This window comes from Mucilaginibacter sp. P4_D1, assembly GCF_056401935.1.
Map to the genome: position 1 here is coordinate 269,854 of NZ_JBFUIJ010000003.1, position 22,846 is coordinate 292,699.

Annotated in this window: 25 protein-coding genes; 11 read left to right on the forward strand and 14 right to left on the reverse strand. The window is 45.1% G+C overall.

Translation table 11 applies throughout. From position 1 onward, the window contains the following. Positions 1-46: 46 nt before the first annotated feature. Together AC1DV1_RS05010 and AC1DV1_RS05015 are read right to left on the reverse strand one after the other, a co-directional pair. A complete protein-coding gene (locus tag AC1DV1_RS05010) occupies positions 47-937 on the reverse strand; it encodes a helix-turn-helix domain-containing protein (protein WP_477356182.1) in 891 nt (296 codons plus the stop codon). A 69-nt stretch (positions 938-1,006) separates the two neighbouring features. After that, positions 1,007-1,825: an SDR family NAD(P)-dependent oxidoreductase gene (locus AC1DV1_RS05015; protein ID WP_477356184.1), complete on the reverse strand. Its 819-nt coding sequence runs from the start codon at positions 1,823-1,825 to the stop codon at positions 1,007-1,009. A gap of 213 nt (positions 1,826-2,038) precedes the next feature. On the opposite strand from AC1DV1_RS05015, the gene AC1DV1_RS05020 reads away from it, so the two are divergent. Together AC1DV1_RS05020 and AC1DV1_RS05025 are read left to right on the forward strand one after the other, a co-directional pair. Beyond that, on the forward strand, positions 2,039-3,064 hold the full coding sequence (locus tag AC1DV1_RS05020) for an SDR family oxidoreductase (protein ID WP_477356186.1): 1,026 nt from the start codon (positions 2,039-2,041) through the stop codon (positions 3,062-3,064). Positions 3,065-3,081: 17 nt separating this feature from the next. Continuing rightward, a complete protein-coding gene (locus AC1DV1_RS05025) occupies positions 3,082-3,660 on the forward strand; it encodes a Crp/Fnr family transcriptional regulator (RefSeq protein WP_477356188.1) in 579 nt (192 codons plus the stop codon). A 24-nt stretch (positions 3,661-3,684) separates the two neighbouring features. Here the strand turns inward: AC1DV1_RS05025 and AC1DV1_RS05030 are convergent, their stop codons facing one another. Further along, complete coding sequence (locus tag AC1DV1_RS05030) at positions 3,685-4,455, reverse strand: alpha/beta fold hydrolase (protein ID WP_477356190.1); 771 nt, start codon at positions 4,453-4,455, stop codon at positions 3,685-3,687. A 196-nt stretch (positions 4,456-4,651) separates the two neighbouring features. Between AC1DV1_RS05030 and AC1DV1_RS05035 the strand changes: the two genes are divergently transcribed. The 3 genes from AC1DV1_RS05035 to AC1DV1_RS05045 are packed head-to-tail and all read left to right on the forward strand — an operon-like array spanning position 4,652 to position 5,927. Then, entirely contained in the window at positions 4,652-4,972 is a 321-nt protein-coding gene (locus tag AC1DV1_RS05035; protein WP_090644261.1) for an ArsR/SmtB family transcription factor, read from the forward strand. Beyond that, a complete protein-coding gene (locus AC1DV1_RS05040) occupies positions 4,969-5,460 on the forward strand; it encodes an SRPBCC family protein (protein WP_477356192.1) in 492 nt (163 codons plus the stop codon). The genes AC1DV1_RS05035 and AC1DV1_RS05040 overlap by 4 nt, the downstream gene beginning before the upstream one ends. A gap of 41 nt (positions 5,461-5,501) precedes the next feature. After that, complete coding sequence (locus AC1DV1_RS05045) at positions 5,502-5,927, forward strand: VOC family protein (protein ID WP_477356194.1); 426 nt, start codon at positions 5,502-5,504, stop codon at positions 5,925-5,927. Positions 5,928-6,277: 350 nt separating this feature from the next. Here AC1DV1_RS05045 and AC1DV1_RS05050 read toward each other — a convergent pair whose 3' ends face one another. From AC1DV1_RS05050 to AC1DV1_RS05065, 4 genes are all read right to left on the reverse strand, one after another. Next, the gene (locus tag AC1DV1_RS05050; RefSeq protein ID WP_477356196.1) at positions 6,278-7,039 is read right to left on the reverse strand and encodes an SDR family NAD(P)-dependent oxidoreductase; all 762 of its coding nucleotides are present in this window, start codon (positions 7,037-7,039) and stop codon (positions 6,278-6,280) included. Positions 7,040-7,326: 287 nt separating this feature from the next. After that, positions 7,327-7,914 carry a Crp/Fnr family transcriptional regulator gene (locus tag AC1DV1_RS05055; protein WP_477356198.1) on the reverse strand — a complete coding sequence of 196 codons (588 nt, stop codon included), beginning with the start codon at positions 7,912-7,914 and terminating at the stop codon, positions 7,327-7,329. 239 nt (positions 7,915-8,153) lie between these two features. Further along, positions 8,154-8,777 carry an NADPH-dependent F420 reductase gene (locus AC1DV1_RS05060; protein ID WP_477356200.1) on the reverse strand — a complete coding sequence of 208 codons (624 nt, stop codon included), beginning with the start codon at positions 8,775-8,777 and terminating at the stop codon, positions 8,154-8,156. A gap of 62 nt (positions 8,778-8,839) precedes the next feature. After that, complete coding sequence (locus AC1DV1_RS05065) at positions 8,840-9,592, reverse strand: SDR family NAD(P)-dependent oxidoreductase (protein WP_477356202.1); 753 nt, start codon at positions 9,590-9,592, stop codon at positions 8,840-8,842. A gap of 109 nt (positions 9,593-9,701) precedes the next feature. Between AC1DV1_RS05065 and AC1DV1_RS05070 the strand changes: the two genes are divergently transcribed. After that, positions 9,702-10,064 carry a winged helix-turn-helix transcriptional regulator gene (locus AC1DV1_RS05070; protein ID WP_477356204.1) on the forward strand — a complete coding sequence of 121 codons (363 nt, stop codon included), beginning with the start codon at positions 9,702-9,704 and terminating at the stop codon, positions 10,062-10,064. A 936-nt stretch (positions 10,065-11,000) separates the two neighbouring features. Here the strand turns inward: AC1DV1_RS05070 and AC1DV1_RS05075 are convergent. The 4 genes from AC1DV1_RS05075 to AC1DV1_RS05090 all read right to left on the reverse strand — a co-directional run bounded on the left by AC1DV1_RS05075 (position 11,001) and on the right by AC1DV1_RS05090 (position 14,475). Next, entirely contained in the window at positions 11,001-11,747 is a 747-nt protein-coding gene (locus tag AC1DV1_RS05075) for a LytR/AlgR family response regulator transcription factor (protein WP_477356206.1), read from the reverse strand. Continuing rightward, entirely contained in the window at positions 11,744-12,778 is a 1,035-nt protein-coding gene (locus tag AC1DV1_RS05080; RefSeq protein WP_477356208.1) for a sensor histidine kinase, read from the reverse strand. Before AC1DV1_RS05080 ends, AC1DV1_RS05075 begins: the two co-directional genes overlap by 4 nt. Positions 12,779-13,024: 246 nt before the next feature. Continuing rightward, positions 13,025-13,360: a DUF4288 domain-containing protein gene (locus tag AC1DV1_RS05085; RefSeq protein ID WP_147056705.1), complete on the reverse strand. Its 336-nt coding sequence runs from the start codon at positions 13,358-13,360 to the stop codon at positions 13,025-13,027. A 212-nt stretch (positions 13,361-13,572) separates the two neighbouring features. Next, entirely contained in the window at positions 13,573-14,475 is a 903-nt protein-coding gene (locus tag AC1DV1_RS05090) for a LiaF transmembrane domain-containing protein (RefSeq protein ID WP_477356210.1), read from the reverse strand. A gap of 211 nt (positions 14,476-14,686) precedes the next feature. Here AC1DV1_RS05090 and AC1DV1_RS05095 point away from each other — a divergent pair, with 211 nt between their 5' ends. The 5 genes from AC1DV1_RS05095 to AC1DV1_RS05115 all read left to right on the forward strand — a co-directional run bounded on the left by AC1DV1_RS05095 (position 14,687) and on the right by AC1DV1_RS05115 (position 19,099). Next, positions 14,687-15,844 (forward strand): hypothetical protein, encoded by a 1,158-nt coding sequence (locus AC1DV1_RS05095; protein ID WP_477356212.1) that lies wholly within the window; start codon positions 14,687-14,689, stop codon positions 15,842-15,844. A gap of 449 nt (positions 15,845-16,293) precedes the next feature. Continuing rightward, positions 16,294-17,628 (forward strand): argininosuccinate lyase, encoded by a 1,335-nt coding sequence (gene argH / locus AC1DV1_RS05100; protein WP_477356214.1) that lies wholly within the window; start codon positions 16,294-16,296, stop codon positions 17,626-17,628. Between the two features lie 4 nt (positions 17,629-17,632). Next, complete coding sequence (locus AC1DV1_RS05105) at positions 17,633-18,097, forward strand: HAD domain-containing protein (RefSeq protein ID WP_477356216.1); 465 nt, start codon at positions 17,633-17,635, stop codon at positions 18,095-18,097. A 31-nt stretch (positions 18,098-18,128) separates the two neighbouring features. Beyond that, the gene (locus AC1DV1_RS05110) at positions 18,129-18,332 is read left to right on the forward strand and encodes a YwbE family protein (RefSeq protein WP_477356218.1); all 204 of its coding nucleotides are present in this window, start codon (positions 18,129-18,131) and stop codon (positions 18,330-18,332) included. Positions 18,333-18,394: 62 nt separating this feature from the next. Next, complete coding sequence (locus tag AC1DV1_RS05115) at positions 18,395-19,099, forward strand: DUF1345 domain-containing protein (RefSeq protein ID WP_477356220.1); 705 nt, start codon at positions 18,395-18,397, stop codon at positions 19,097-19,099. 107 nt (positions 19,100-19,206) lie between these two features. On the opposite strand, the gene AC1DV1_RS05120 is transcribed toward AC1DV1_RS05115, so the two are convergent. The 3 genes from AC1DV1_RS05120 to AC1DV1_RS05130 form a co-directional block, all read right to left on the reverse strand. Next, positions 19,207-20,133 carry a DUF72 domain-containing protein gene (locus tag AC1DV1_RS05120; RefSeq protein WP_477356222.1) on the reverse strand — a complete coding sequence of 309 codons (927 nt, stop codon included), beginning with the start codon at positions 20,131-20,133 and terminating at the stop codon, positions 19,207-19,209. Between the two features lie 403 nt (positions 20,134-20,536). Next, a complete protein-coding gene (locus tag AC1DV1_RS05125) occupies positions 20,537-22,168 on the reverse strand; it encodes an amidase (protein WP_477356224.1) in 1,632 nt (543 codons plus the stop codon). 118 nt (positions 22,169-22,286) lie between these two features. Further along, positions 22,287-22,829, reverse strand: coding sequence for a YbhB/YbcL family Raf kinase inhibitor-like protein (locus AC1DV1_RS05130; RefSeq protein WP_477356226.1), 543 nt, complete (start codon positions 22,827-22,829; stop codon positions 22,287-22,289). Between the last annotated feature and the right edge of the window lie 17 nt (positions 22,830-22,846).

Consider the following 22,846-nt stretch of genomic DNA (forward strand, 5'->3'; position numbering starts at 1 on the left):
CAATACTCCACCCCGGGGCCCCATAGTTTAACGGCGTTTATCACCATCAGTTAACCAACTGCTTTTTAAACTGGTTGGGGCTAATACCCGTTTCCTTTTTAAAAAGCCTCGAAAAATAGGGCAGGTTTTCAAAGCCGAGCTGGTAGGCTATTTCAGAAACGCTTTGATCATCGCCCATGAGGAGGTTTTTGGCTTCGTTCACCAGGTAAATGTGGATCAGCTCGATAGCGGTTTTGCCGGTTTCCTGCTTCAACAGATCGCTCAGGTAACGGGGAGATAGGTTAAGGCGCGATGCCAGCGTGCTTACCGAAGGCAGTCCCTGGGTAACCAATAAACCGTTTTTAAAATAGGCAGCCAGTGCATCATTGAATTTTGAAACGGTTTTGCCCGATAGCTCGCGCCGGTTTATAAACTGGCGCTTATAAAACCGCTGCGAATATTTAAGCATCGAATCAATATGGGTTAGCATAATATCGCGGCTGTACTCATCGGTGTTGCTGCGGTACTCAGTATCTATTTTATAAAAAAGATCCCAGATGGTTTGCTCTTCCTGCGGTGATAGGTGCAGGGCCTCGTTGGCCTCGTAATCAAAAAAAGGGTATTTGTTAATCTCGGTATGCAACACATGTCCGTTCAAAAAATCCTCATGTATGAAGATGATAAAAGCATCGTCCTCATACTCCACGCTGCTAAATTCAATGATTTGCCTTGGTTTTACAAACATCATACTGCCGTTATCATGATCGTACTTGGTACGGCCATATCTGATAACGCCCGACTTTAGTTTTTTAAAACCGATCATATAAAAATCAGATGTAAACTCCCTGTCGCCAAGGCTGCAGGTTTGCGTGCACCGCTGTATGCTGATGAGTGGGTTCTCGGGCGGTGCGTAACCGTTGGCCCGGTGCATATCGGCTAAGTTTTTAAAATGCTGCATAACGTTAAATAATAAAACAAATTTACGCCGAAAACCGGCGTAAATTATGTCAGTACAATACCATTAAAATTATTTGCCCTGTGCGGCAGCCGATACCTCTTTCCAGTTTTCCCATTCGGCAACTCGGCCTTCATAAACCTGTTTAACCCAGGGGTAAGCCTGGTTCCCCAAAAATAAACGTAGCGGCGGGTTTTCGCTGTCAATAAGCTTTAATACGGCGTCGCTGGTTGCTTCGGGTATGCCAAATATATCATCGGTTAAACCGGCCTGGAATGCTGCCCGTACACCATCATACTCGGGCATGGCCACGGTTTGCGCCGATGAAGCACCTGCCCAGTCAGTTGCAAAGCCGTTAGGTTCAATCAGCGTAACATTAATGCCAAAGCCCTTTACTTCGGTAGCCAGCGTTTCGCTCAAGCCTTCCACGGCAAATTTTGATGCATTATATAAACCCAGTACCGGGAGGGTAGCATGGCCCAATACGCTCGAAACCTGGATGATGTGGCCATGGCCCTGCTGGCGCATTACGGGTAATACGGCCTGGGTTAGCCACAGCAAACCAAAAAAGTTGGTTTCTATTTGGCCGCGGGCTTCCTCTTCGGTAGTTTCTTCAATAGTGCCAAATAAGCCGTAGCCGGCGTTGTTAACCAACACATCTATGGTGCCAAAATGTGCTTTTGCTTTGTTGATGGCTGCAATACCGGCGGCGCGGTCGTTCACATCCAGTTGCAGGGGTAAAATATTGTCGCCGTATTTGGTTACCAGGTCATCAAGGGTACTTAGGTCGCGGGCTGTTGCTACTACTTTATCGCCGCGTTGCAGTAATGCTTCGGCCCATAATTTACCGAAACCACGTGAGGCGCCGGTAATGAAAATTGTTTTTGCCATTGTTTTGTTGTTTTAATTATGACACAAATGTAGAGCGCCTTTTGCAGCCCGATTTATACGGAAGTGGGGAAGAATGATACATTTTGACGTAAGCAGGGCAGGATGGTAATGGGAGTGTCATGTTGCGTTAATTGTAGCAATAGCTATTGTCTGCGGCTTTTTTCTTACCAATTGTTAAGCGATGAACCCAATAGGGCATTCTACATTTGTTTTATGAAACAGAAAGTATTATTAACCGGGGTATCAGGTTTCGTGGGTTCGCATACGGCCATTCAGCTATTAGAAAAGGGCTACTACGTTACGGGCACTTTAAGAGATATGAAACGGGCTGACGAGATCAGGCAGATTATTACTAAGCATACTGCACACATTGATAACCTCACGTTTGCAGAAGCCGAGCTTTCGGACGAGAAAACCTGGCTGGAGCTGAGCAGGGGGGTAGATTATATCCAGCACATTGCATCACCATTCCCAAGGGTATTGCCTAAAAACGACGATGAGCTTATTATTCCCGCCAGGGCCGGGGTGCTAAATATATTGAAAGCGGCGTCGGTAAATAAAGTAAAACGGGTAGTGTTAACGTCATCGTCGGGCGCGGTGCTTTACGGCAAGGAAAAAGGAAAGGAAAGCGGCACCTTTGACGAAACAGTTTGGACCGATGCCACTAACCTGAAAGATACATTGCCCTATTTCCGGAGTAAAACCATTGCCGAGCGTGCGGCATGGGATTTTATTAAAAACCACAAAAGTGGCCTGGAACTGGCTACAGTATTACCAGGGGCCATCCTTGGCCCGGTGTTGGAAAGCGATTTTGGCACTTCAGCTAACATTGTACTTAAAATGCTTGACGGCAGCATTCCCGCATTACCAAATATCGGCTTCGATATGGTTGATGTGCGTTCGATAGCCAATTTGTTGATCCTGGCGATGGAAGATCCAAACGCGGCCAACGAACGGTTTATAGGTTCGGCGGGATTTTTGTCGTTTAAGGATGTGTCTGCTATCCTCAGAGACAAGTACCCGGGCCGGAAAATACCCAAACTTATACTGCCCGATTTCCTGACGCGTATTTTTGCCTTGTTTGATAAAACATTGCAGCCGGTATTGCTTGATTTGGGGAAGGAAAGAATTCCAGACACCACTAAGGCAAAAAGACTGTTGCACTGGCACCCCATTGACAACAAGGAAGCCGTATTATCCTGTGCCGAAAGCCTCATCGGTTTGGGTTTGGTAAAATAAATCAATAAGCTTGCATTATGGATAACCTGAGCAGGGCAATGGCCTTTGGCGGAATTTTAAACACCAGCGAGATTGAACACATCGTGGCTTGTTTTGAGTTAAAGGTTTTAAAAGCAGGCGACCATTTTTACAAGCCCGGCGATATGGCCGACAGTATTGGCTTTGTTGATAGTGGCATCTTTCGCATATTCCTTGCCGGTGATGACCTGGAAGAAGCCACCAAATATTTTGTGCGCGCCAACCAGTTTATGATGGAGTTTGAAAGCTTTTATGATAATAAACCTGCTACATCGGGCATACAGGCTGTTACCGAAGCCAGGTTGCTCACCATTACCCGTAACGGCTGGAACCGTTTGAGCCAGGAAATTCCAAACCTGTTCCTGCTCACCAAAAGTTTGACGGAAGCAGCGCTGATTAACAAAATTAAAGACAATGATTTTCTGCACTTCGGCACCGCTGCCCGACGACACCAGGAGTTTGTGAAACGCTACCCCGACCTTGCCCTGGCTGTTCCCTTACAATATATCGCATCTTATCTACGTATAACGCCGCAGTCACTTAGCAGGATCAGGAAGCAGAGGGGGGAGGTGAGGTGATCTGCGGCGAAATAAAGTGGCGGATTATTTCAACAAAAAGTCCTTAACGATACTTACATAGGCATCCGGTTCTTCAAACATAGGTGCATGCCCGGAATATGGCATAACTGCAAATGTTGCATTTTTTATGAGTGAGGCAACTTCCCGTCCTTCTTCGGGAGGGTTCAATCCATCATGCTTTCCGCTAATCACCAGGGTTTTTGCGGTTGCCTTCCAGAGGTCTTTCCTGAAATCAAATGCGCCAATGGCTTTATTAGCAGCACTAAATTGATCGGGGCTCAGTTTTGTTTCAAATATCTCCAGGTGGTTTTTCATCAATCCGGGATCATAAACCATATATTTCAACAGCTTCACAATGGTTTCGTGCATATCAAGACCTTTAATGTCTTTTTCGTTTTCCTTAAATAAGCGTTGTATTGACGAGGTGTGTCCGTTGGATTTTGTAACGGTCAATATCAATTTGTCAACCCGGTGCGGGGCCGTGATCGCAACCAACTGCGCAATATAACTGCCCATGGAAACACCCAACAGATACACTTTTTCTAAGCCAAAATGGTCCATGATGCCCAAAATGTCGTTCACATGATCCTCCATGGTAAACTGTAATGGCTTGTCTGACCGGCCGTGACCACGGCAATCCAGCGCAATGGTTTTGAAGTTTCGCGATAGTGGTTCAATTATATTTCTTAAGTGTGCGTCATGATCTCCACCCACGCCATGTACCAGGATAACAGGGAACCCAGCCCCCTTGACTTCCACATATAGCTGAATGCCGTTAACTTTTATAAGTCCCATATTCATCGGTTTAATGTGCCATTGTGATGCAAAGGTATGCTTACAGAGAAACTGAAAAATTAAAGTAGTTTAATTTCGGCGTCTTATCCGGATCTCGAGAAGGGAAGCATCAACAAAAAAACTGCAAATAAATTTGCGCAACTCAAAAGTTGCATATATATTGCAACCTGAAGGTTGCTTATTTGAACTTTACAACATGAAACAAGATATATTCCAAGCCATCGCCGACCCAACACGCAGGGCTATTTTAACGTTAATTGCCATACAGGCATTAACACCAAATGCCATGGCTCAAAAATTTGATATGACCCGGCAGGCCGTATCAAAACATATTAAAGTATTACACGAATGTGATTTAATTAAACCCGAGCAGAGTGGCCGGGAGATTTATTATCACTTTAACGCAAAAAAAATGCAGGAATTCGACAACTGGTTAGCCCAGTTCAGGCAAAGCTGGGAAACACAATTCAATCAACTGGACCAACTATTATCAACAATTAAAAAAACAGAAAAATGAACAACGATTTGCTATTTGATTTTAACGTTGACAAAGCAGCGAAAACGGTATTTATAACCAGGGAATTTAATGCCGGCCAATCTTTAGTATGGGATGCCTTTACCAAAGCCGAATTACTGGACCAATGGGGGGCACCTGCACCTATGCGTGCCAAAACCAAGTATATGAATTTTGAAGTAGGCGGGCGGCGATTTTACGCGATGATAAGCCCCGACGGGCAGGAGCGTTGGTCTGTGCAGGAATTTACATCCATTACCCCGAAAACCAATTTTAAGATGTACAACGCGTTTTCAGATAAAGACGAAAATCGTGAACTGCCGGGTTCTGAATGGGATTACAATTTCAGCGAACAAAACGGTATAACAAAAGTGGACATTGTCATTTTTAATGAATCGTTTGAACGCTTGGAGAAATTATTGGAGGGCTTCAAAATAGGCTTTACCATGACATTAAAAAACCTGGAAGACTTGTTGTCAACTTTATCCTAAGATATTAAACCGAAATAATTAACAATTAAAACATAAAAATCATGAGAGCAATTAATCCCTGGATCAACTTCAATGGAAATGCCGAAGAAGCATTCACCTTTTACAAATCGGTTTTTGGCGGAGAGTTTACAAAGATCACCCGTTTCAAGGACCTGGCGGGCCCCGAATTCCCGATACCAGAAAATGAGGCCAATAAAATCATGTACATTGGTTTGCCATTGGGTAAACACAATGTGCTAATAGCCAATGACGTGCCCGAATTTATGGGACCGGTAAACGAAGCCGAAAACCGGTCGAAAATATTAGTTAATGCCGAAAGCCGTGAAGAAGCCGACAACATATTTAACGGTCTGTCAGCTGGCGGTGATGTTGAAGGCCCCATTGGCGACACTCCCTGGGGTACGTATGCCGGAATGTTCAGGGATAAGTATGGGATAGAATGGATTGTGGAGTTTGACGCGAGTTAAGGACTGAATTCGTCGTTTCCCTCGCCGTCCCCTCAGGGTCTCTCGGAGAGGACCCTGAGGGGGGATACGATCATCTCGCATAAACGAGGCTTTGAGAATTGCTACTTACACTGTGCATCCGCGGGGTCCTCTACGAGAGACCCTGCGGGACAGAAGCTTGTTTCCCTCAGGGTCTTTCCCTGCGGGCGCCGAAAATTATTTTAAGCAACGAAAAATCCCTGCTTCCGGAAGAAAGCAGGGATTTGAAAGAAGCTTATACTTTTGAAATAATTATTTTTTGCGTGTTAGTGAAACCACGTAAACTAATAATTTCGTTCCGTTGTCATTCACTTTTTTGGGAGGTGATGGATTTAAAACCCATACATACCACCCGAAACGGAAATTTGCTCGCCCGTAATCCAGGCTGCATCATCCGAAGCAAGGAAAACGGCAGCTTTCGCAATGTCTTCGGGCTGGCCCCTACGTCCAAGTGGTGTTTTTTCAACAAACATCTTTTCATACTCACTGCCGGCGGTAACGCCCGCGCTGGCTGCACCTTCTGTTGCTGTGGCGCCCGGTAAAATAGAATTGATACGAACGTTTTTAATACCCAACTCCTTAGATAAAGCTATTGTGAAGGCATCCAACGCCGCTTTAGTTGAAGAGTACAATGAGGCATTTTGAAGAGGGTATTTACTTGCACCCGAACTGATATTGATAATGTTGCCACCCTTATCGCCGAAAAGTTTCAAAGCTGCCTGGATAGTCAATATTGGCCCTAACACATTCACGTCGAAACTTTGGTGGAATTCTTCCACCGAAATTTGTTCAATAGGTGCATATCCTTGAGATACCGCGTTATTTACCAAAATGTCCAGCGTACCGAAAGTATGCTCAGTTTCTTTAAACAACCTGGTTACATCGGCTTCTTTAGATACATCGGCCTGTACCGCAATGGCTATGCCTCCATTGTCGGTTATCTCCTTAACTACTTTATCCGCGCCTTCTTTACTTGAGGCATAATTTACAACCACCTTGGCGCCTGCTGCCGCGAAGTGTTTGGCAATAGATGCACCTATTCCTTTTGAAGCACCGGTAACTACCGCTACTTTATTTTTTAATTTACTCATCATTTTTATATGTTAATATATTCAAATTCTTCCCGGTTTTTCCGTTCTGAATCATATCCAAAGATGCTGTATTGTAACGAACCGGGGGTTGACATGAATCATTAAATACGCTTGATATAGGTCAATCCAAGGTGATGACCTATATCACATTAATCAGATAAGTAATTGTAAAATAGTAACTTAAGATATGAGTGAAACGCCAAAGCAGCAGAAAGTTTGACGGGTTACAACGGCATATATTCCATTGATAAGCGCTTTTTTTGCATCCGGGAAGATATATTGACGAGGCTCTATTTAATAGCGTTTTTCTTCAGCCTGCTCAAAGTTTCCGGGGATAAACCCAGGTAAGAAGCGATCATGTTTTGCGGGAACCGCTGTAGAAATTGCGGATAATTGCTGATCAAATCCTCGTAACGCTCTTCAGCCGTATAGCTCATTGCGGTCTGCATTCTTTTTTGAGTTGCAATGGTGTTATTTTGACTTATTACGTTCGCCATCGCTGAAAAGGCAGGTATATCCTTCAGAAACTCCTCAATTTGAGCATTGGTTGATTGCAGAACCTCCAGGTTCTCCAGCGCTTCTATATTAAAGCGACTTGGGGTTAACTTGTAAAAGCTTTCAAAATCGGCCAGCCACCAGTTTTCCAAAGATAATTTCAGGATATGTTCATGCCCTTTGTCGTCTACCGTAAAAGTCCTGGCAGATCCTTTTACAATAAACCCGATATATTTGCATACGTCTCCTTCCTGTAAAAAGTATTGCCGTTTTCGAAGTTTTTTGGGTTTGAAATGTGCCATCAACAAATGCTTATCATCCTCCGAAAGCAGTTTGCCTGATATTTCCTTAATGTAATCGAAAAACGTTTCAAAACTGGACATCGTTCAAAGATATAATTATTCGCAATTTACTTAAGCTGCCTGATAAAAGACAAAAAACAAGCATCGTAAATCACTTAGTATGCTCAACGGCGTTGATGACTTTCTTTTGGCAAACTAAATTGAAACAAGAAAAATCCCTGCTTCCTAAAGAAACAGGGATTTTAAAGAAACTTATAATCAAACGGCGTTTCTCTTTGTCCAAAAGGCGGGATCGCATCGAAATTAGCGATCACGATTCATCAGGCAAACTTGATTAAGTCTTGAAAGATGAGTTTACCCCAGGTATTTCCGTGTGCCTGCACAAGCAGTCCGCCTTCCGAAAGCCCGCCAAGTTTGACTGGCGCGAAACCGAGATTTTCAGCAAGCGCACCAATCTCTGCTGCTGCGCCGTCATCGTCGCTCGCCAGGAACACAACTCTCCGGCCACCATGTACGGCCGGGTCCTGGCCAAGAATGGCAGCTCCCAAATGGTTGAAGCCCTTAACCAGTTTTCCGCCGGTGAAGGCTTGGGCCACTAACTTAGCGGAAGGCAGACCTTCCAGCTTTTCAGGGGGCACACCATAAGCATTAGTCACATCTACGATGGTTTTGCCCTGCCAGTTGGGTAGTGCCTTCGCTACATCCGGGTGCGATTCAAAACGCACGGCTAAAAAGATGACGTCGGCCGTAACGGCTTCAGCCAGCGTTGCGGGAATGATCTCTGGCCCGATTGCGGCTGCGTCTGATGCGAAGCTTTCGGGGTCGCGTGTGGTTGCAACGGATACTTTGATTCCGTTGCGGGCAAATGCCTTAGCCAGGGCCTGGCCGATTTTGCCGAAGCCGATAATTGCGTAGCTCGCTGCTTTATTTTCTGATTTACTCATTTTGAAAATTATTTTAATTATATAATGGCACGGGATACATACCCGCGCCGGTGAGAGGTTAATTACTTAGCCAAATAGGTCATACCGCCATCAACAAGGAGTTCGGCACCAAGCATGAACGAGGAATCGTCAGAGGCCAGGAAAACCGCTGCTTTACCAATGTCGGCTGGCTGCCCAATTCTGCCTGTTGGCATTACACTTGCAAAGTGTGTTTTTACAGCTTCAATTTGTTCTGCGGGAACGAACTTTTCAAATGCTGGTGTATCTGTTGTACCTGGTGTTATTACATTTACCCTGATCTTCCTGTCTAAAAGGTCGCTTGAAAATCCTTTTGCAAAAAAGATAACTGCAGCTTTTGCTGCACCATAAAGCGTAAAATTTGCATATGCCCGATGTGCTGCGTTCGACCCTATTAAAATAACAGAAGCACCATCATTCATATAGGGCAATGCTTTCTGAACAGTGAAGTAAACACTTTTCAGGTTTAAATCCATTGTCTTATCATAGTCGGCTTCGCCAATAGTTGCCACAGTTCCTACAGCTCCGCCACCTGCATTGGCTACAATCACGTCTATTTTACCAAACTTTTCAGCTGTCTCTTTGAATACCCTTTCCAGGTCGGCAAGGTTGGTTACATCGGCATTTATGGCTATAAAAGTATCTCCAAGCTGGGCCACAGCACTATTTAAAGTTTCCTGGTTTCTGCCCACAATGGTGCCTACAGCACCTTCACTTTTAAATTCTTGCGCAATGCCAAACCCAATGCCACTATTACCGCCTGTAATCACTGCTACTTTATTTTTTAATCTGCTCATTTTTAATTTATATTTAAATTTGTTTCACAAAGATACTGTCGATAGTTTATATTTGTAACTAACGAAAGTGTATTCTGGTTACCATTGGGTAACTACAAACTTAAATGATATGAAAGACGAAAGGTTTTGCAGTTCAAATTGCCCGTTTACAAGAGCTATTGGCACTATTGGTAATAAATGGAAGCCGATAATTATAAATGTAATTAACACCCGTACCATTCGTTTTGGTCAGCTGGATTCTATAATACCACTCATTTCAAGGAAAGTACTAACCGAGCAACTAAAAGAGCTGGAAGAAGATGGGCTATTGGAAAGATTGGCCTATAAGGAATTACCGCCAAGGGTAGAATATAAGCTGTCTGAAAAAGGCCTGGCATTTTTGCCAATTTTAGAACACATCAAAGAATGGAATTTAAAATATGAAGTAGCTTTAATACCCAAAGAGATTGATAGGGTAACTTATGCCGGATAGTATAAAATCGAAACCTGACACCTCGCATAAACGCGGCTTCAGGAATTACGACTTGCGCTGTGCAGCCGCTGGGTCCTCTTTGAGAGACCCCGCGGGGACAGAATTTAAAATATGAAGTAGCTTTAATACCCAAAGAAACTGATAGGGTAACTTATGCCGGATAGTGCGAGATAGAAACCTGACGATGAACGGGAAATGGAAGATATCGTTTCGTCTATGTACACCGAAAGAAAATTCGCCGTCCCCGCGGGGACAGAAGACTTGCCGTCCCCTCAGGGTCTCTCGAAGAGGACCCTGAGGTTCCCCAATCACCTCGCATAAACTCGGCTTCAGGAATTACGACTTGCGCTGTGCAGCCGCTGGGTCCTCTTTGAGAGACCCCGCGGGGACAGAAAAAAGTTAGTCAAGTCATCAAGGGAAGGGGCGGTGACACTTAGCTTTAATTCGTCATTAGGCTGAAGTGACTCACAATAGCCCAATGGCTCCAATCCAATAAAAAGTATCGTATCCGACGTGTTTTTTAGATTTAGTGTAAAGGGGTTACCTTTAGTTGATTCCATATAATAAACTTTATTTAGCCGATAGTTATTGTTACCCGGAACCGCGTAAGGGATAGCAGCGAATACCGGCCCGCGCCTAACGCCCTGTGCCGTATAAGCGGATGAGCCCGACCCCGCTTCTATCAGCGGGGGTACGCCATAAATATTGGTGTTACCTGCATAGTTCATTAAATCCCTACCTTCCCTTCCCCCGAGGAAGGAATCGCACGGGGCTTTGCTTTGGATGGTGGGAGAGGGGTGGTAGCTTAGCATGGTTTAGATGCAGGGCGTCGAAGATTTCTCTTTCGCGCACCCGCTCCTGGCTCTCCCTTGCTCTATCGAAATGACAAATTTTTCTTTTTTAATCCTGTCAATCCTGCAAAATCCCTCAATCGTGTTATATCCCCAACACCTGCTTCAACTTCACATACCCCGTTTTACTAACAGGTATCTTAGCACCCGATTTTAAAATAGCTAAATGCGCGTCCTTCTCATACGGGTCAATCCGGGTGATCTGCGTGATGGCGATGATATACGAGCGGTGCACGCGGACGAATTGGCGTGGGTCGAGGGTCTGCTCGAAGAAGCTCATGGTTTTGTTTTTGAGGTATGAGCCTTCTTTGGTGATAACGGATACGTAGTCGTCGTCGGCCATGAGGTATTCAACGTCGGCAACGGGGATAATTTTTACTTTGGTGCCGGTTTTTACTACGATGCGCTCGTTTTGGGCGGGCGAATGGGCGGCTACGGCATCCAGCAGTTCTTCGGTATGTTTGGGGGTATGTTTTTCGGGGGTGGTAGCCAGGAATTTTTCGACAGCCTTGTTAAAACGCTCCTTGCTGAAGGGTTTCATAAGGTAATCCACGGCGTGGGCCTCGAAGGCCTTGATGGCGTACTCGTCAAAAGCGGTGGTGAAGATAACGGCGGGCGGGTTTTCTACCAGTTCCAGCATTTCAAAGCCATTGATCTTTGGCATCTGCACGTCTAAAAATATCAGGTCGGGCTGGTGCTGCTGTATGGCTTTAAGGCCTTCAAAGCCGTCGTTACATTCCTGTATCAGCTCAATATCTTTAAAATTTTGCAGGTATTCCATTACAACCATGCGGGCTAATGGCTCGTCGTCAATAATCAGGGCGCGCTTCATACTTGTGGTACTTTTATTATGGTTGTAAATATATTATCATTTGCGTAAGTTTCCATCAGGTCGTTACGGGCAAATAACAAATATAAACGGCGCTGCACCCCGCGCAAGCCAAAACCGGTACCTTTTTTAGGTCGGCTGGTTTGCGGATCGTATGGGTTTTGCACCATTACCACCAGGTAATGATCTTCCATTTCGCCGCGGATGCTCACGGTAACGTCGCCGGTGGTATCGTACAAGCCAAATTTTATGGCATTCTCAACCAATGGCTGCAGCAGCATGGAGGGCAGCAGGGCGGCGCCGCAGCGCGGGTCGCAACTAATCTCGGTTTGCAGGCGGTGGCCAAAGCGTACTTTTTCAATATCCAGGTATAAATTCAGGTGGGCCAGCTCATCAGATAGTGGTACCTGTTGCTGATCGTCCTTTTTTAAGGTGCCGCGCAAAAAGTCGGACAGTTGATGGATCATGGTACGGGCCAGGTCGGGTTTAAAGCCGATGAGCGCGTTGATGGAGTTGAGGCTGTTGAACAAAAAGTGCGGCTGCAGTTGTTGGCGCAGGTTGTACAGTTCGGCATCGCGGGCCAGCTGTTCGGCCTCGGTTTTGCGTTTCAGGGTTTCGCGCTGATCAAGCTGCGAGTACCACAACAGGCTGATCATGGCCATCCAGCCCACGGCCAAAAAGTTGATAAAAAAGCGGATAGTTAGGGATTGAATAACAAAATTAACGAAGATAGCATCCGTATTAAGCAGCGGCAATAGGTACCGGCAGCCCGCGGCGCAAATGCCCGCCAGCGCCACTACCCATATAAATAGGTTAATATAGCTGCCCTTGCCCGGCTGGTAGTAGCGCAGGTTATTGTTGATAAGCCAGCAGGCGCCCGCCAGCAACACAGCGCTAAGCAAACCATCAATAGTTGAGGTGAACCACAAAAAACCAAAACTATGGATAATATACGTTTGCAGCGCCGCCCAGCCGAAGCCACAGCCCACAAACGCACCGTATAACCTGGAAGCTTTTAAATTTGGTATGGCCAAAATGTTGTTCTGTTAATTTACTTTATAATCTTTTGTCATTTCGAACGAGGTACGAGGAGAAACTATCTCTTGAGCGTAGCGAAAAATCTTATACATCATGCAAACCACATGCATTGTCGCCTGGCAGGGCGTCTAAGATTTCTATTTCGCCCTCGCGCTCAAGCCCTCCCTGGCTCTATCGAAATGACATTTTCTTTATTTTCAAATTCTTGATTCTTGACTCTTAATTCTTGACTCTCTTCCCCCTCAATTCCTCACCCCCAGCAACGCTGCCTTGTGATGCGCCCAGGCGATGTACAGGTCGGCGTCGGGTGTTTCGTGTATGTTGTAATATAACTCGGTACCGTCGGCAGGTTCGCTGATGCGGTTAAGTTCGGCAACGTCAATAAATTGCCATTTAACGGTTTGGCGCTCAATATTTTTAAAGCTATCCTGGTTGGCATGGCCAATCTTGTTAGCTTTTTCAAAGGCATTCAGTTCGGTTTCGGCGCTGATTAACCGCAACTGCTCATCAAATTGCGCCTGATGATCGCCATCACCGCTTATCACCCTGAAAACTAATTTTGCTACGTACCAGTTCATATAAGCCCCCTCTAAATCTCCCCCTGAAGGGGGAGACTTTTTGTTTTTGTTTATAGATAAAATATTCCTTCGTTCTAAACTGCAGCCCCCCTCTAAATCTCCCCCGGTAGGGGAGACTTTAAAACCTCTTTTTTTAAAGCCCTCTCCTTTGGAGAGGGTTTGGGTGAGGCTTTTTTTTAAGCCCTCCCCTTCAGGGGAGAGTTTGGGTGGGGCTAATAACTCCTTATATCCACCCCTGCAAAAATCGACACCCCTTTTAGTACCAGTATTTTGCCGTTAACGTTTGCTGCGGTGCTGCGGATACGTTTATCATCTACGCTGGCGAATACTGCGGCCAAATCTGATACCACCTGCCAGTTGGATGGCACGATGATTTTGGTGCCACCGAAAATCTGGGTAATATCCAGGTATACACGGCCATCAATATCGGCCTGGGTAAAGTCGAGCTCGGCCCCGCCGAAGATGTTAACGATATCGCCGCCCTTAAAATTTTTGCTCAGGATGGTTTTATTTACCCCGCCGAAGATGGAAACAGTATCCAGGTAGTCGTCGCCGTTATGGTGGCCGAAAGGTGGTGTATCCTGCGGCGGCGTGTTGGCATCGGCAGCAGCGGGTTCGCCGGATGGTGGTATTTCGCCGCCATCTTTTACGGTGTAGTCAACAATCGGGTCTTCCATTTTACCAAAGTCGAACTTAGGCTTTTCGGTTCTTTTACCCCAGTTGGCAGGGTCAGCAAAATCTTTTTCCCATTTGGTTTTGTATTTACCGGTAACAGGATCATGGCTTTTGCCGCGTTTAACTATCAGCCACATACCAAAGGCAATAATGGCAATAGGCCATACAATGCGATCGGCATTATCAATATTATTGTTAAATAAAAATATAACGCCCAGAAACACCATAATGGCCCACGACGAATTATTTTTGAAATTGTGCTTGCCGCCTACGTACAATCCCCAGGCAATAAGCCACATTGGCCAGCTAAGCAGCCAGCCGGGGATAAGAAAAAAAGAAAGCTGCTTCAGGAGCAGTATAGCCCCTATTGCAAGCATAATCATGCCTGCAATCGCTTTCCCCTTGTTAGGGCTTTTAGGAGAATTTATATCGTTGTTCATTTGTTCTGTTGCATTTTAAATCATATCCCAAAACTAAGGTAACATTATACATGTGCCAAACAAATACTGGCGATATATTTAAAGTAATCGGTAAGGGGCTAAGTTTTGTCGGTGAAAAAGTTGGGGGTAGAGGTATTGCTATGGCAAAGGCCTGTTTGGTAATGGCCGGTAAAGCAAATTATACTAATTTTAGCCATCTGAAATTATCACGTTGAACAAAGAATATACCATTAGCCCCGGCTGGAAAGCTTTCACATACATCGTAGCAATAACTATGGTAACCGGTGGAATTTATCTGTTCGTTTCGGCCAAACCTGCCGAAAACGCAAATGATCAACTTATAGGAGGGGTATGCTGGCTATTGGCCGGTTTTACGGTATATTATAGCATCCGCAAGAAGGTAACCATCACCCCCGACAGCATTATTAACCAGGGTACTTTTACAAGGAACGAATTACTAAAAGCAAACATCAAAGGCTATAAAATAGAAAAAGATAACCTGGTCATAATAGCCAAAACCGGCAAGCCCATATACATAAGCAGTTACACCACGCTTAAGGGTGATGACGAAATGTTGGAATGGGCTGCTCACTTTGAAAATATAGAGGCCAAAGAATACCAAAATGACTACGATGCCATGCTGCACGATGAGGCCATAGGCAACAGCCCTAAAGAACGAAAGTTAAATGTAGCATCTGCTAAAAAGTTAAGTGCCTATGCAAATTGGATTGCTATTGGTTTAGCTATGTGGCTGCTTGTTTATCCCTATCCTTACAGGTACGCTGTTACAACAGGGTTAACGTACCCACCGCTGGTTATCTGTTTGTTTTACGTTAAACGCGATATCATGACGTTTAACAGTCAACAAGGCGAAGGATCTGTTTATCCCAGTTTAAGTCTCGCCCTTTTGGCTACGCCGCTGGGCTTAACGTTAAGGGTTTTACGCGATTGGGATTTACTTAGCTATACTGCTATCATACTGCCGGCATTTATTATCGCTGCAATACTTGGCGCAATTTTTCTTTCCGCTTTAAATGGAGCCAACATTAAAACCCATAGCAATGTATTTACACGGTTCAATATCGCATTGTTTATTTTGCTATATAGCATCACAGCAACCATAACGATCAACTGCGAATTTGACAACTCCGATGCCCTGGTTTATAAGACGACAGTGACCGACAAGCGATATACCACAGGCAAAAACGCTGCCCATTACATCACCATTGATAAAGGCGGCCCGCTGCAACAGCCTACCGAGATTACTATAGGCAAATCATTTTATGAGGCAGTACATGTCAATGAAACTATTAAATTAAATGCTAAACCGGGCCTGCTACATATTCCCTGGTTTTACGTTTCGCAATAGTTTGCCCAAAGGTGGCACAAGAGTACCAATTGAGTGTGCAAAGGGGGCTTAACGGAATATGCTAGCGATGTTTCAGGGGCACCAGGTACATAATCGGGGTGTTGCGCTCGCCGGCAGAAGCGCCGCTCCGCCGGGCTTTACAATACGTCTGCATGCATTACGCCTATGGACCGGTACTCATTTCAATCCCTAAGTGTGCCGTGAATTGATCGCGGCTGTATGTAATTGAATGTTGGATAAAAGATGGTGTAAAGTAGTGGTTTTCGGATGCCAACTGCGTTTGAATGAAGAAAAGACCTAAATGGTTTATTGCCAGCTTTAAGTGCCCGGCTCCCGAACACCTGGCGATAATACCAGGAGTTGAGTTGTAACAGCCCTGCCAAAAATCTTGATACCTGATACTTGCGACTTGATACTGAAATCTTGCTACTAAGTTTTACATTTGCACCATGAGTAAGTTATGGCAAAAAACCACTAATGTAAATCAGCTGGTTGAAGATTTTACCGTAGGTAAAGACAGGGAGTTTGACCAGGAAATGGCCGCTTTTGATGTGCTGGGCTCGTTGGCCCACACCCGTATGCTTGAGAGTATTGGCCTGATGGATAGTGCTGATCTTGAGCTTGTTCAGCGTGAGCTAAAAGCTATTTATGCCGATATTGAGGCTGGTAATTTCACCATCGAAGATGGGGTAGAGGACGTACACTCACAAGTAGAAATGCTGCTTACCCAACGCATTGGCGATGCGGGTAAAAAGATACATTCCGGCCGCTCCCGTAACGACCAGGTGCTGGTCGACCTCAAATTATTCTTCCGTCACCAGTTGCAACAGGTAGTTGAGGAAACCGAAATCCTTTTCCGCCAGTTGATTACACTAAGCGAGCAGCATAAAGACGTGCTGCTGCCGGGCTATACCCACCTGCAGGTGGCCATGCCATCCTCGTTCGGCCTCTGGTTCGGCGCCTATGCCGAAAGCCTTGCCGATGACCTGGAACTGGTATTGGCGGCTTATAAAATCACCAATAAAAATCCCCTGGGTTCGGCAGCCGGTTATGGTTCGTCGTTCCCGCTTAACCGTACACTAACTACCCAGTTATTAGGATTTGATAGCCTGAATTACAACGTAGTATACGCCCAGATGGGTCGTGGCAAAACCGAGCGGATTATCGCCCAGGCGCTATCGAGCATAGCCGCTACCCTTGCCAAAATGGCTATGGACCAGGCGCTTTATCTGAGCCAGAACTTTGCCTTTGTAAGCTACCCCGATACACTAACTACCGGCAGCAGCATTATGCCCCACAAAAAAAACCCCGATGTTTGGGAAATTATGCGCGGCAAATGTAACCGCCTGCAAGCCCTGCCAACCGATGTAGCCATGATGACCACTAACCTGCCATCCGGCTATCACCGCGAGCTGCAACTGCTTAAAGAACTCCTTTTTCCGGCCTTTGCCGACTTGAAGAAATGCCTGCATATGGCCACCTTCATGCTCCAGAATATAACAGTGAATGCTGATATTTTGAAGGACCCCAAGTATGCATACCTGTTTAGCGTGGAGGAAGTTAACCGCATGGTATTGAGCGGAACGCCTTTCAGGGATGCCTACAAGCAAGTGGGCTTAGCTATAGAACAAGGCGATTTTAACCCCGATAAAACTGTAAATCACACCCACGAAGGCAGTATAGGCAACCTGGGTAACGAACATATTACTGCCGCATTTGATAAGCTGCTGACTAACTTTGATTTTGCAAAGGTGGAAACGGCCATAAAGGAGCTGGTGGCCTAACAAAATGGTAATCCTGCTGGATATAGATGGAGTATTGGTAACCGAACCTTCCTGGAAAAAAATAGAAATCGGTGCCGACGGGTTCATGCTGTTTAACAAACAATCGGCAGAAAACCTGGCTGATATGTTGGCGCTAACAGGTGCCGACGTGGTTTTAGCCAGTACACATAGGATTAGCTTTACTATTGCACGTTGGCTGGAGATTTTCAAAATCAGGGGGATAACTATTAATAAACTATCTAAACTTAATGATAGGCAATCCCTCGCGGATATGCAGGATCGTGGTAGCGAAATACAGGAGTGGGTACATAAAAACGGTAAGGCGAACTACGTCATTGTAGACGATGATTTGTCAATAAATAACTTGCCCGAGGCTATAAAGCAAAGATGGGTCACAATTAAAACCTATGTTAGAATTGATGCAGAAGCCAAACAAATGGCTTTAGATATCCTTTTAAATAATCGGTGAAATCACCCTATAAATCAGTGTAATCCTAAAAATGAACGGACAAAACAGAAGCGATATCTTCCCCGGCCTGGAAGTGGATATTATCCTTAAAAAAGACCAGCGCACGGGCACCCTTACCCGCGGCATTGTGAAACGGCTGTTAACCAGCGCGTCATACCATTCCCGCGGCATCAAGGTACAGCTGGATGATGGCCAGGTTGGCCGCGTAGCCTGGATTGTTGATGAGGAAGATTAATTCATGATTTCTACACAATTGTTTACCATATTTACCTTGTACTTACCATAGTACAATCCTATATGCCTGCAAGCCCTCAACGAAAATCGAAATTATGGTTACGGTTAGATACGCATCACCGTTTGTTAGTATCCTTGCTTGTTGCTGCAGCTACACTTATTTTTATTTTGGGGCGCTTTAGCATACCTGCAACAACATTGGTTACGTGGTCGGCATTTGGGCTGAGTGTTATAGTGATGGATTGGGTTATCATCCTGTCATCGCACCCAATGGAGGTGAGGCACATAGCCAAAATTGAGGATTCCAGCCGGGTATTGATATTTGCTTTTGTTATTGTGGCATCCATCGTTAGTCTCCTGGCAATTTTTTTCCTGCTCAAATCATCCAAGCAGCTATCTCCTGCCGTAGTTACCGGCCATGTATTGTTAGGAATGACGTCGGTGATTATCTCCTGGATATTAGTGCATACCATATTTACCCTGCGTTATGCCCATATGTATTACGCTACAGATACCGATGGTGATAACAAGACCAAACCTTTAGGCGGACTGGAATTTCCGGGCGATGAAAAGGGTTTTGAGCCCGATTACCTTGATTTTGTATACTTTTCTTTTGTGTTGGGGATGACTTTCCAGGTATCGGATATCGAGATTTCATCCCGGCAAATCCGCCGGCTGGCATGGATTCACGGGATGATATCTTTTGCTTTTAATACCGCTATTGTGGCATTGAGCATCAACGTGATTTCGGGACTGGTGTCGAGTTAATATTAAGTCGGTAGTCTTTAGTTGGAAGTCTCGAGTCATATTTTGCTTTTGACTCAGAACTTAAGGCTTTCGACTCAAGACTAACCGTTAATTAGTATGGCAAGGCATTAAAATAAACCACCTTGCTGATCAATAAATTTGGGGCGAATTAAGTTTGTGCCAAGGGCCGCGTTTAATTTTTTAGTTACATAATCTGATAGTATGGGCGAAAACCGTTCGTCATGCTGATGCATAAAAAACCAAACCGATTTTAAACCTTCCTGCTGCCATTTTTTTATCCTTTCTACCCATATATCCAGGCGGGCTTCATCAATGCTGTATTCGCCTTCTTTATCTGTACAACCCACAAACCGGATAAAGGCATGAGGTGTGGGCAAACTCATGTGTATCACGTCCCGGCGTCCGGATGCGTCGGTTATTACGGCGCCAATATTAAGATCGCGAAACAGGCTGAATACTTTGTCGCTGTTTTCCTGTTGGGCAAACCATTCTTTATGTCGCAGCTCTACAAAAACGGGTACGTCTTTGGGCAAGCCATCCAGGTATGCTTTCAGTTCGGGGAAGCTTTTGGGTGTGTAGTTATCGCTCAATTGCAGAAAAAGTGGTCCCAGCTTTTCGCCAAATGCCATGATGCCTTCATAGTAAGTTGTAGTAACATCGTCGGCATTTTTTAACCTGCGGATGTGGCTGATACTTTGTGAAAATTTAGGGCAGAATTTAAAACCGGGATTGCTTTCGGCTTTGGCTTTCCATTTGGCAATGGTATCGGGGCCGTAAACGTTATAAAATGTGGCGTTCAGTTCGATGCAATCGAAATGTTTTACGTATTCATCTAAAAAGTTAGCCTCCTTGGTTTTTGGGGGATAGATTTGCCCAATCCATTCTTTGCGTCCCCATTTGGCGCAACCTACGTGAACCTGTATTAGCTCATTGTTTTTAGCCGTTGCTAATACGTTGGTTGTAAGTTCTGCATCAGGCGGAAGGGTGAAATCTATTAAGTGTAATTCTTCGGGTGCTACTTTGCCAAATTCCATATGAATTGATTGTTGAACAATGGGCTAAGTTAGAAAAAGTTAAAATAAAAGTGGCGTAGTTCGGCGCATTACCCGGGGCAAACGCATCAAAACAGGTGATGGAGTGAGCTTATGGCGTCGGGAAGATATAAGCATCAAACAACATCTTGTTTTTATTGGCTGATCCCAGTTAAAAGATCCAGCTACCGAAGGGACTTGTATTGGCCAACAACAGGCACAAATATTTGGATCTGCCTAAATTGCGCCATCAGTTTAGTGTTAACCATGATAAAATATAAAATATTGATTATTAAATGTTTATAAAAAAAATATCTGAAATGTGTTAAGTTATGTTAACCCAATTAGATGCGTTTGCGCTGGCCATTATGATGGGCCGAGCTTTAACCCAATCAACCACTCACTATTACCCCAACAAATCCACTTTAAACAAAGGCTTAACACGTTTTTTACTCGCCTGCTCGTAAGCATACCCCAGCTTAATAATATCGCCTTCTTTCCAGGCAGTGCTAAAAAACGACAGGCCAATAGGCAAGCCATGTAGCAATCCCATGGGTACCGTAATGTGCGGATAGCCCGCCATAGCTGCCGGGCTGGAAAATCCGAAACCGTTGTCATAATCGCCATTTACCAGGTCGATGCAAACTGCGGGGCCGTTGGTGGGGCCTATGATGGCATCCAGTTTGTTATCGGTTAAAATCTTATCTATCGCTTTGCGGGTACCGGCATTGGTTTGCTTTACGGCTTTTAGGTATTCTTCGGTATTTAAGTCGCCTTTGGCCTGGGCCAGTTCAAGGGTTTCCTGTTTAAAAAATGGCATCGCTTTGGCTTCGTTTTGCTTGTTATAGGCAATTGCATCGGCCAGGGTTTTTACTTTGCTGTTAGCGTTGCTTAAATACTGGTTCAGCCCATCTTTAAATTCATATAATAAAACCGGGAACTCGCTTTTTCCAATATCTTTCAGCTCTTTATTCAACTCAACTTCAATTACGGTAGCGCCTTTGCCTTCCAGGGTTTTAATAGCTTCTTTTAGTAAAGCCACCATACCAGCGTTGCCCTCCATTGCCGATTTTTCGACCCCGAGGCGTTTGCCTTTTAAGCCATCGGCATCTAAAAATTTGGTGTAATCAGCCTCTGCCTTGCCTTTGCCGGCCAGGGTAAAACTATCTTGTGGGTCAACTCCGGCCAATGCTCCTAAAAAGATAGCCGCATCCTTAACGGTGCGGGCCATAGGCCCGGCGGTGTCCTGTGTTTTGGAAATAGGAATAATGCCCGACCTGCTCCATAACCCTACGGTAGGTTTTATGCCCACCAGTCCGTTTACTGACGATGGCGATACTATTGAACCATCGGTTTCGGTACCAATGGCTATGGTGCATAAATTGGCCGCTACAGCGCTGCCCGATCCGGCGCTTGAGCCGCTGGGGTTACGATCGAGAATATAGGGGCATTTGGTTTGCCCGCCCCGGCTGCTCCACGCACTGGTAGAGTGTGTTGACCGGAAGTTTGCCCATTCGCTTAAATTGGTTTTACCCAATAAAACGGCCCCGGCATCGCGTAATTTGTGGATAATAAAAGCATCTTGTTTGGCAAAATTATCAGCCAATGCCAGCGAGCCGGCAGTGGTATGCATATTATCGCCAGTGTTTATATTATCCTTTATCAGCACGGGTATGCCATGTAAGGGGCCGCGTACTTTGCCTTTCTCCCGCTCTTTATCCATAGCATCGGCCATGTTTAAAGCATCCTTATTTAATTCAATAACGGAGTTTAGCTTAGGGCCATTCTTGTCAATCTCGTCAATTCGCTTCAGATAAAGTTCGGTAAGCAGGCGCGATGTATATTGCTTTGCCTTCATTTTTTCCTGCAAATCGGTTATGGTAGCTTCGGAAAGTTCAAACAGATCGTCCTTACTGTCTGTAGCGGTGGTATCTGGTTTTTTATCGTCTGCTGCTGGCTGGCTGCATGATGAGGTAACCAATGTTGATAACGTAAGGCCAACTAATGACCCTGTTTTAAGAAAATTTCGTCTGTGCATACCCGGTTGTTGAAAAGCATCTACAAATAACAAAATATTTGTGGGATAAAAAATTATCAACCTAAAATGTTACAACATGCATTTGTGTACAGCCGGTTTATGCACAGGCGGTTAGCAGTTAACGTTTGGCATATATAATTAACGATGCTTTCGCGATAACATTCTGGTTTAGCATAAACCCAACCAACGCTGGCGATGCTTTATCGCCAACACCAAGCTTGTCTGTTTTTAAGGCAAAAATGGTAATAAAATAGCCGTGCGCAGCATCATTTACCGGCGGGCAGGGGCCGCCATAACCCGGAACACCAAAATCGGTGTTGCCATGTATGGCACCGGTGGGTAACTCATTTGCAGATTGACTGCCCGCGCCTTGTTTAAGTTGATGAACACTGGCAGGGATATCAAAAACAACCCAATGCCACCAGCCGCTGCCGGTAGGGGCGTTTGGATCGTACATGGTAATGGCGAAGCTTTTGGTGCCTTTTGGAGCATTTAGCCATTCCAGTTGAGGCGATTTGTTCAGCCCCGTGCAACCAAATGTATTTGATGCAAATTCATTGGTGAATTGCCCGCCCAGGTCGGTGCTTTTTAATGTAAAGGTTTGTGCTTCGGTGCTTAAGCAGCTTATGACTGCAAATAAAAATAAGAGGAACTTTTTCATGATTTTTTGGATATAAA

Coding starts and splice junctions, on each gene's coding strand:
- AC1DV1_RS05090 (WP_477356210.1), bottom strand. CDS start 14,475: ATGAACAACGATATAAATTCTCCTAAAAGCCCTAACAAGGGGAAAGCG.
- AC1DV1_RS05020 (WP_477356186.1), top strand. CDS start 2,039: ATGAAACAGAAAGTATTATTAACCGGGGTATCAGGTTTCGTGGGTTCG.
- AC1DV1_RS05015 (WP_477356184.1), bottom strand. CDS start 1,825: ATGGCAAAAACAATTTTCATTACCGGCGCCTCACGTGGTTTCGGTAAA.
- AC1DV1_RS05075 (WP_477356206.1), bottom strand. CDS start 11,747: ATGAAGCGCGCCCTGATTATTGACGACGAGCCATTAGCCCGCATGGTT.
- AC1DV1_RS05030 (WP_477356190.1), bottom strand. CDS start 4,455: ATGGGACTTATAAAAGTTAACGGCATTCAGCTATATGTGGAAGTCAAG.
- AC1DV1_RS05025 (WP_477356188.1), top strand. CDS start 3,082: ATGGATAACCTGAGCAGGGCAATGGCCTTTGGCGGAATTTTAAACACC.
- AC1DV1_RS05055 (WP_477356198.1), bottom strand. CDS start 7,914: ATGTCCAGTTTTGAAACGTTTTTCGATTACATTAAGGAAATATCAGGC.
- AC1DV1_RS05035 (WP_090644261.1), top strand. CDS start 4,652: ATGAAACAAGATATATTCCAAGCCATCGCCGACCCAACACGCAGGGCT.
- AC1DV1_RS05110 (WP_477356218.1), top strand. CDS start 18,129: ATGAACGGACAAAACAGAAGCGATATCTTCCCCGGCCTGGAAGTGGAT.
- AC1DV1_RS05050 (WP_477356196.1), bottom strand. CDS start 7,039: ATGATGAGTAAATTAAAAAATAAAGTAGCGGTAGTTACCGGTGCTTCA.
- argH (WP_477356214.1), top strand. CDS start 16,294: ATGAGTAAGTTATGGCAAAAAACCACTAATGTAAATCAGCTGGTTGAA.
- AC1DV1_RS05040 (WP_477356192.1), top strand. CDS start 4,969: ATGAACAACGATTTGCTATTTGATTTTAACGTTGACAAAGCAGCGAAA.
- AC1DV1_RS05060 (WP_477356200.1), bottom strand. CDS start 8,777: ATGAGTAAATCAGAAAATAAAGCAGCGAGCTACGCAATTATCGGCTTC.
- AC1DV1_RS05125 (WP_477356224.1), bottom strand. CDS start 22,168: ATGCACAGACGAAATTTTCTTAAAACAGGGTCATTAGTTGGCCTTACG.
- AC1DV1_RS05115 (WP_477356220.1), top strand. CDS start 18,395: ATGCCTGCAAGCCCTCAACGAAAATCGAAATTATGGTTACGGTTAGAT.
- AC1DV1_RS05120 (WP_477356222.1), bottom strand. CDS start 20,133: ATGGAATTTGGCAAAGTAGCACCCGAAGAATTACACTTAATAGATTTC.
- AC1DV1_RS05045 (WP_477356194.1), top strand. CDS start 5,502: ATGAGAGCAATTAATCCCTGGATCAACTTCAATGGAAATGCCGAAGAA.
- AC1DV1_RS05085 (WP_147056705.1), bottom strand. CDS start 13,360: ATGAACTGGTACGTAGCAAAATTAGTTTTCAGGGTGATAAGCGGTGAT.
- AC1DV1_RS05010 (WP_477356182.1), bottom strand. CDS start 937: ATGCAGCATTTTAAAAACTTAGCCGATATGCACCGGGCCAACGGTTAC.
- AC1DV1_RS05065 (WP_477356202.1), bottom strand. CDS start 9,592: ATGAGCAGATTAAAAAATAAAGTAGCAGTGATTACAGGCGGTAATAGT.
- AC1DV1_RS05070 (WP_477356204.1), top strand. CDS start 9,702: ATGAAAGACGAAAGGTTTTGCAGTTCAAATTGCCCGTTTACAAGAGCT.
- AC1DV1_RS05105 (WP_477356216.1), top strand. CDS start 17,633: ATGGTAATCCTGCTGGATATAGATGGAGTATTGGTAACCGAACCTTCC.
- AC1DV1_RS05130 (WP_477356226.1), bottom strand. CDS start 22,829: ATGAAAAAGTTCCTCTTATTTTTATTTGCAGTCATAAGCTGCTTAAGC.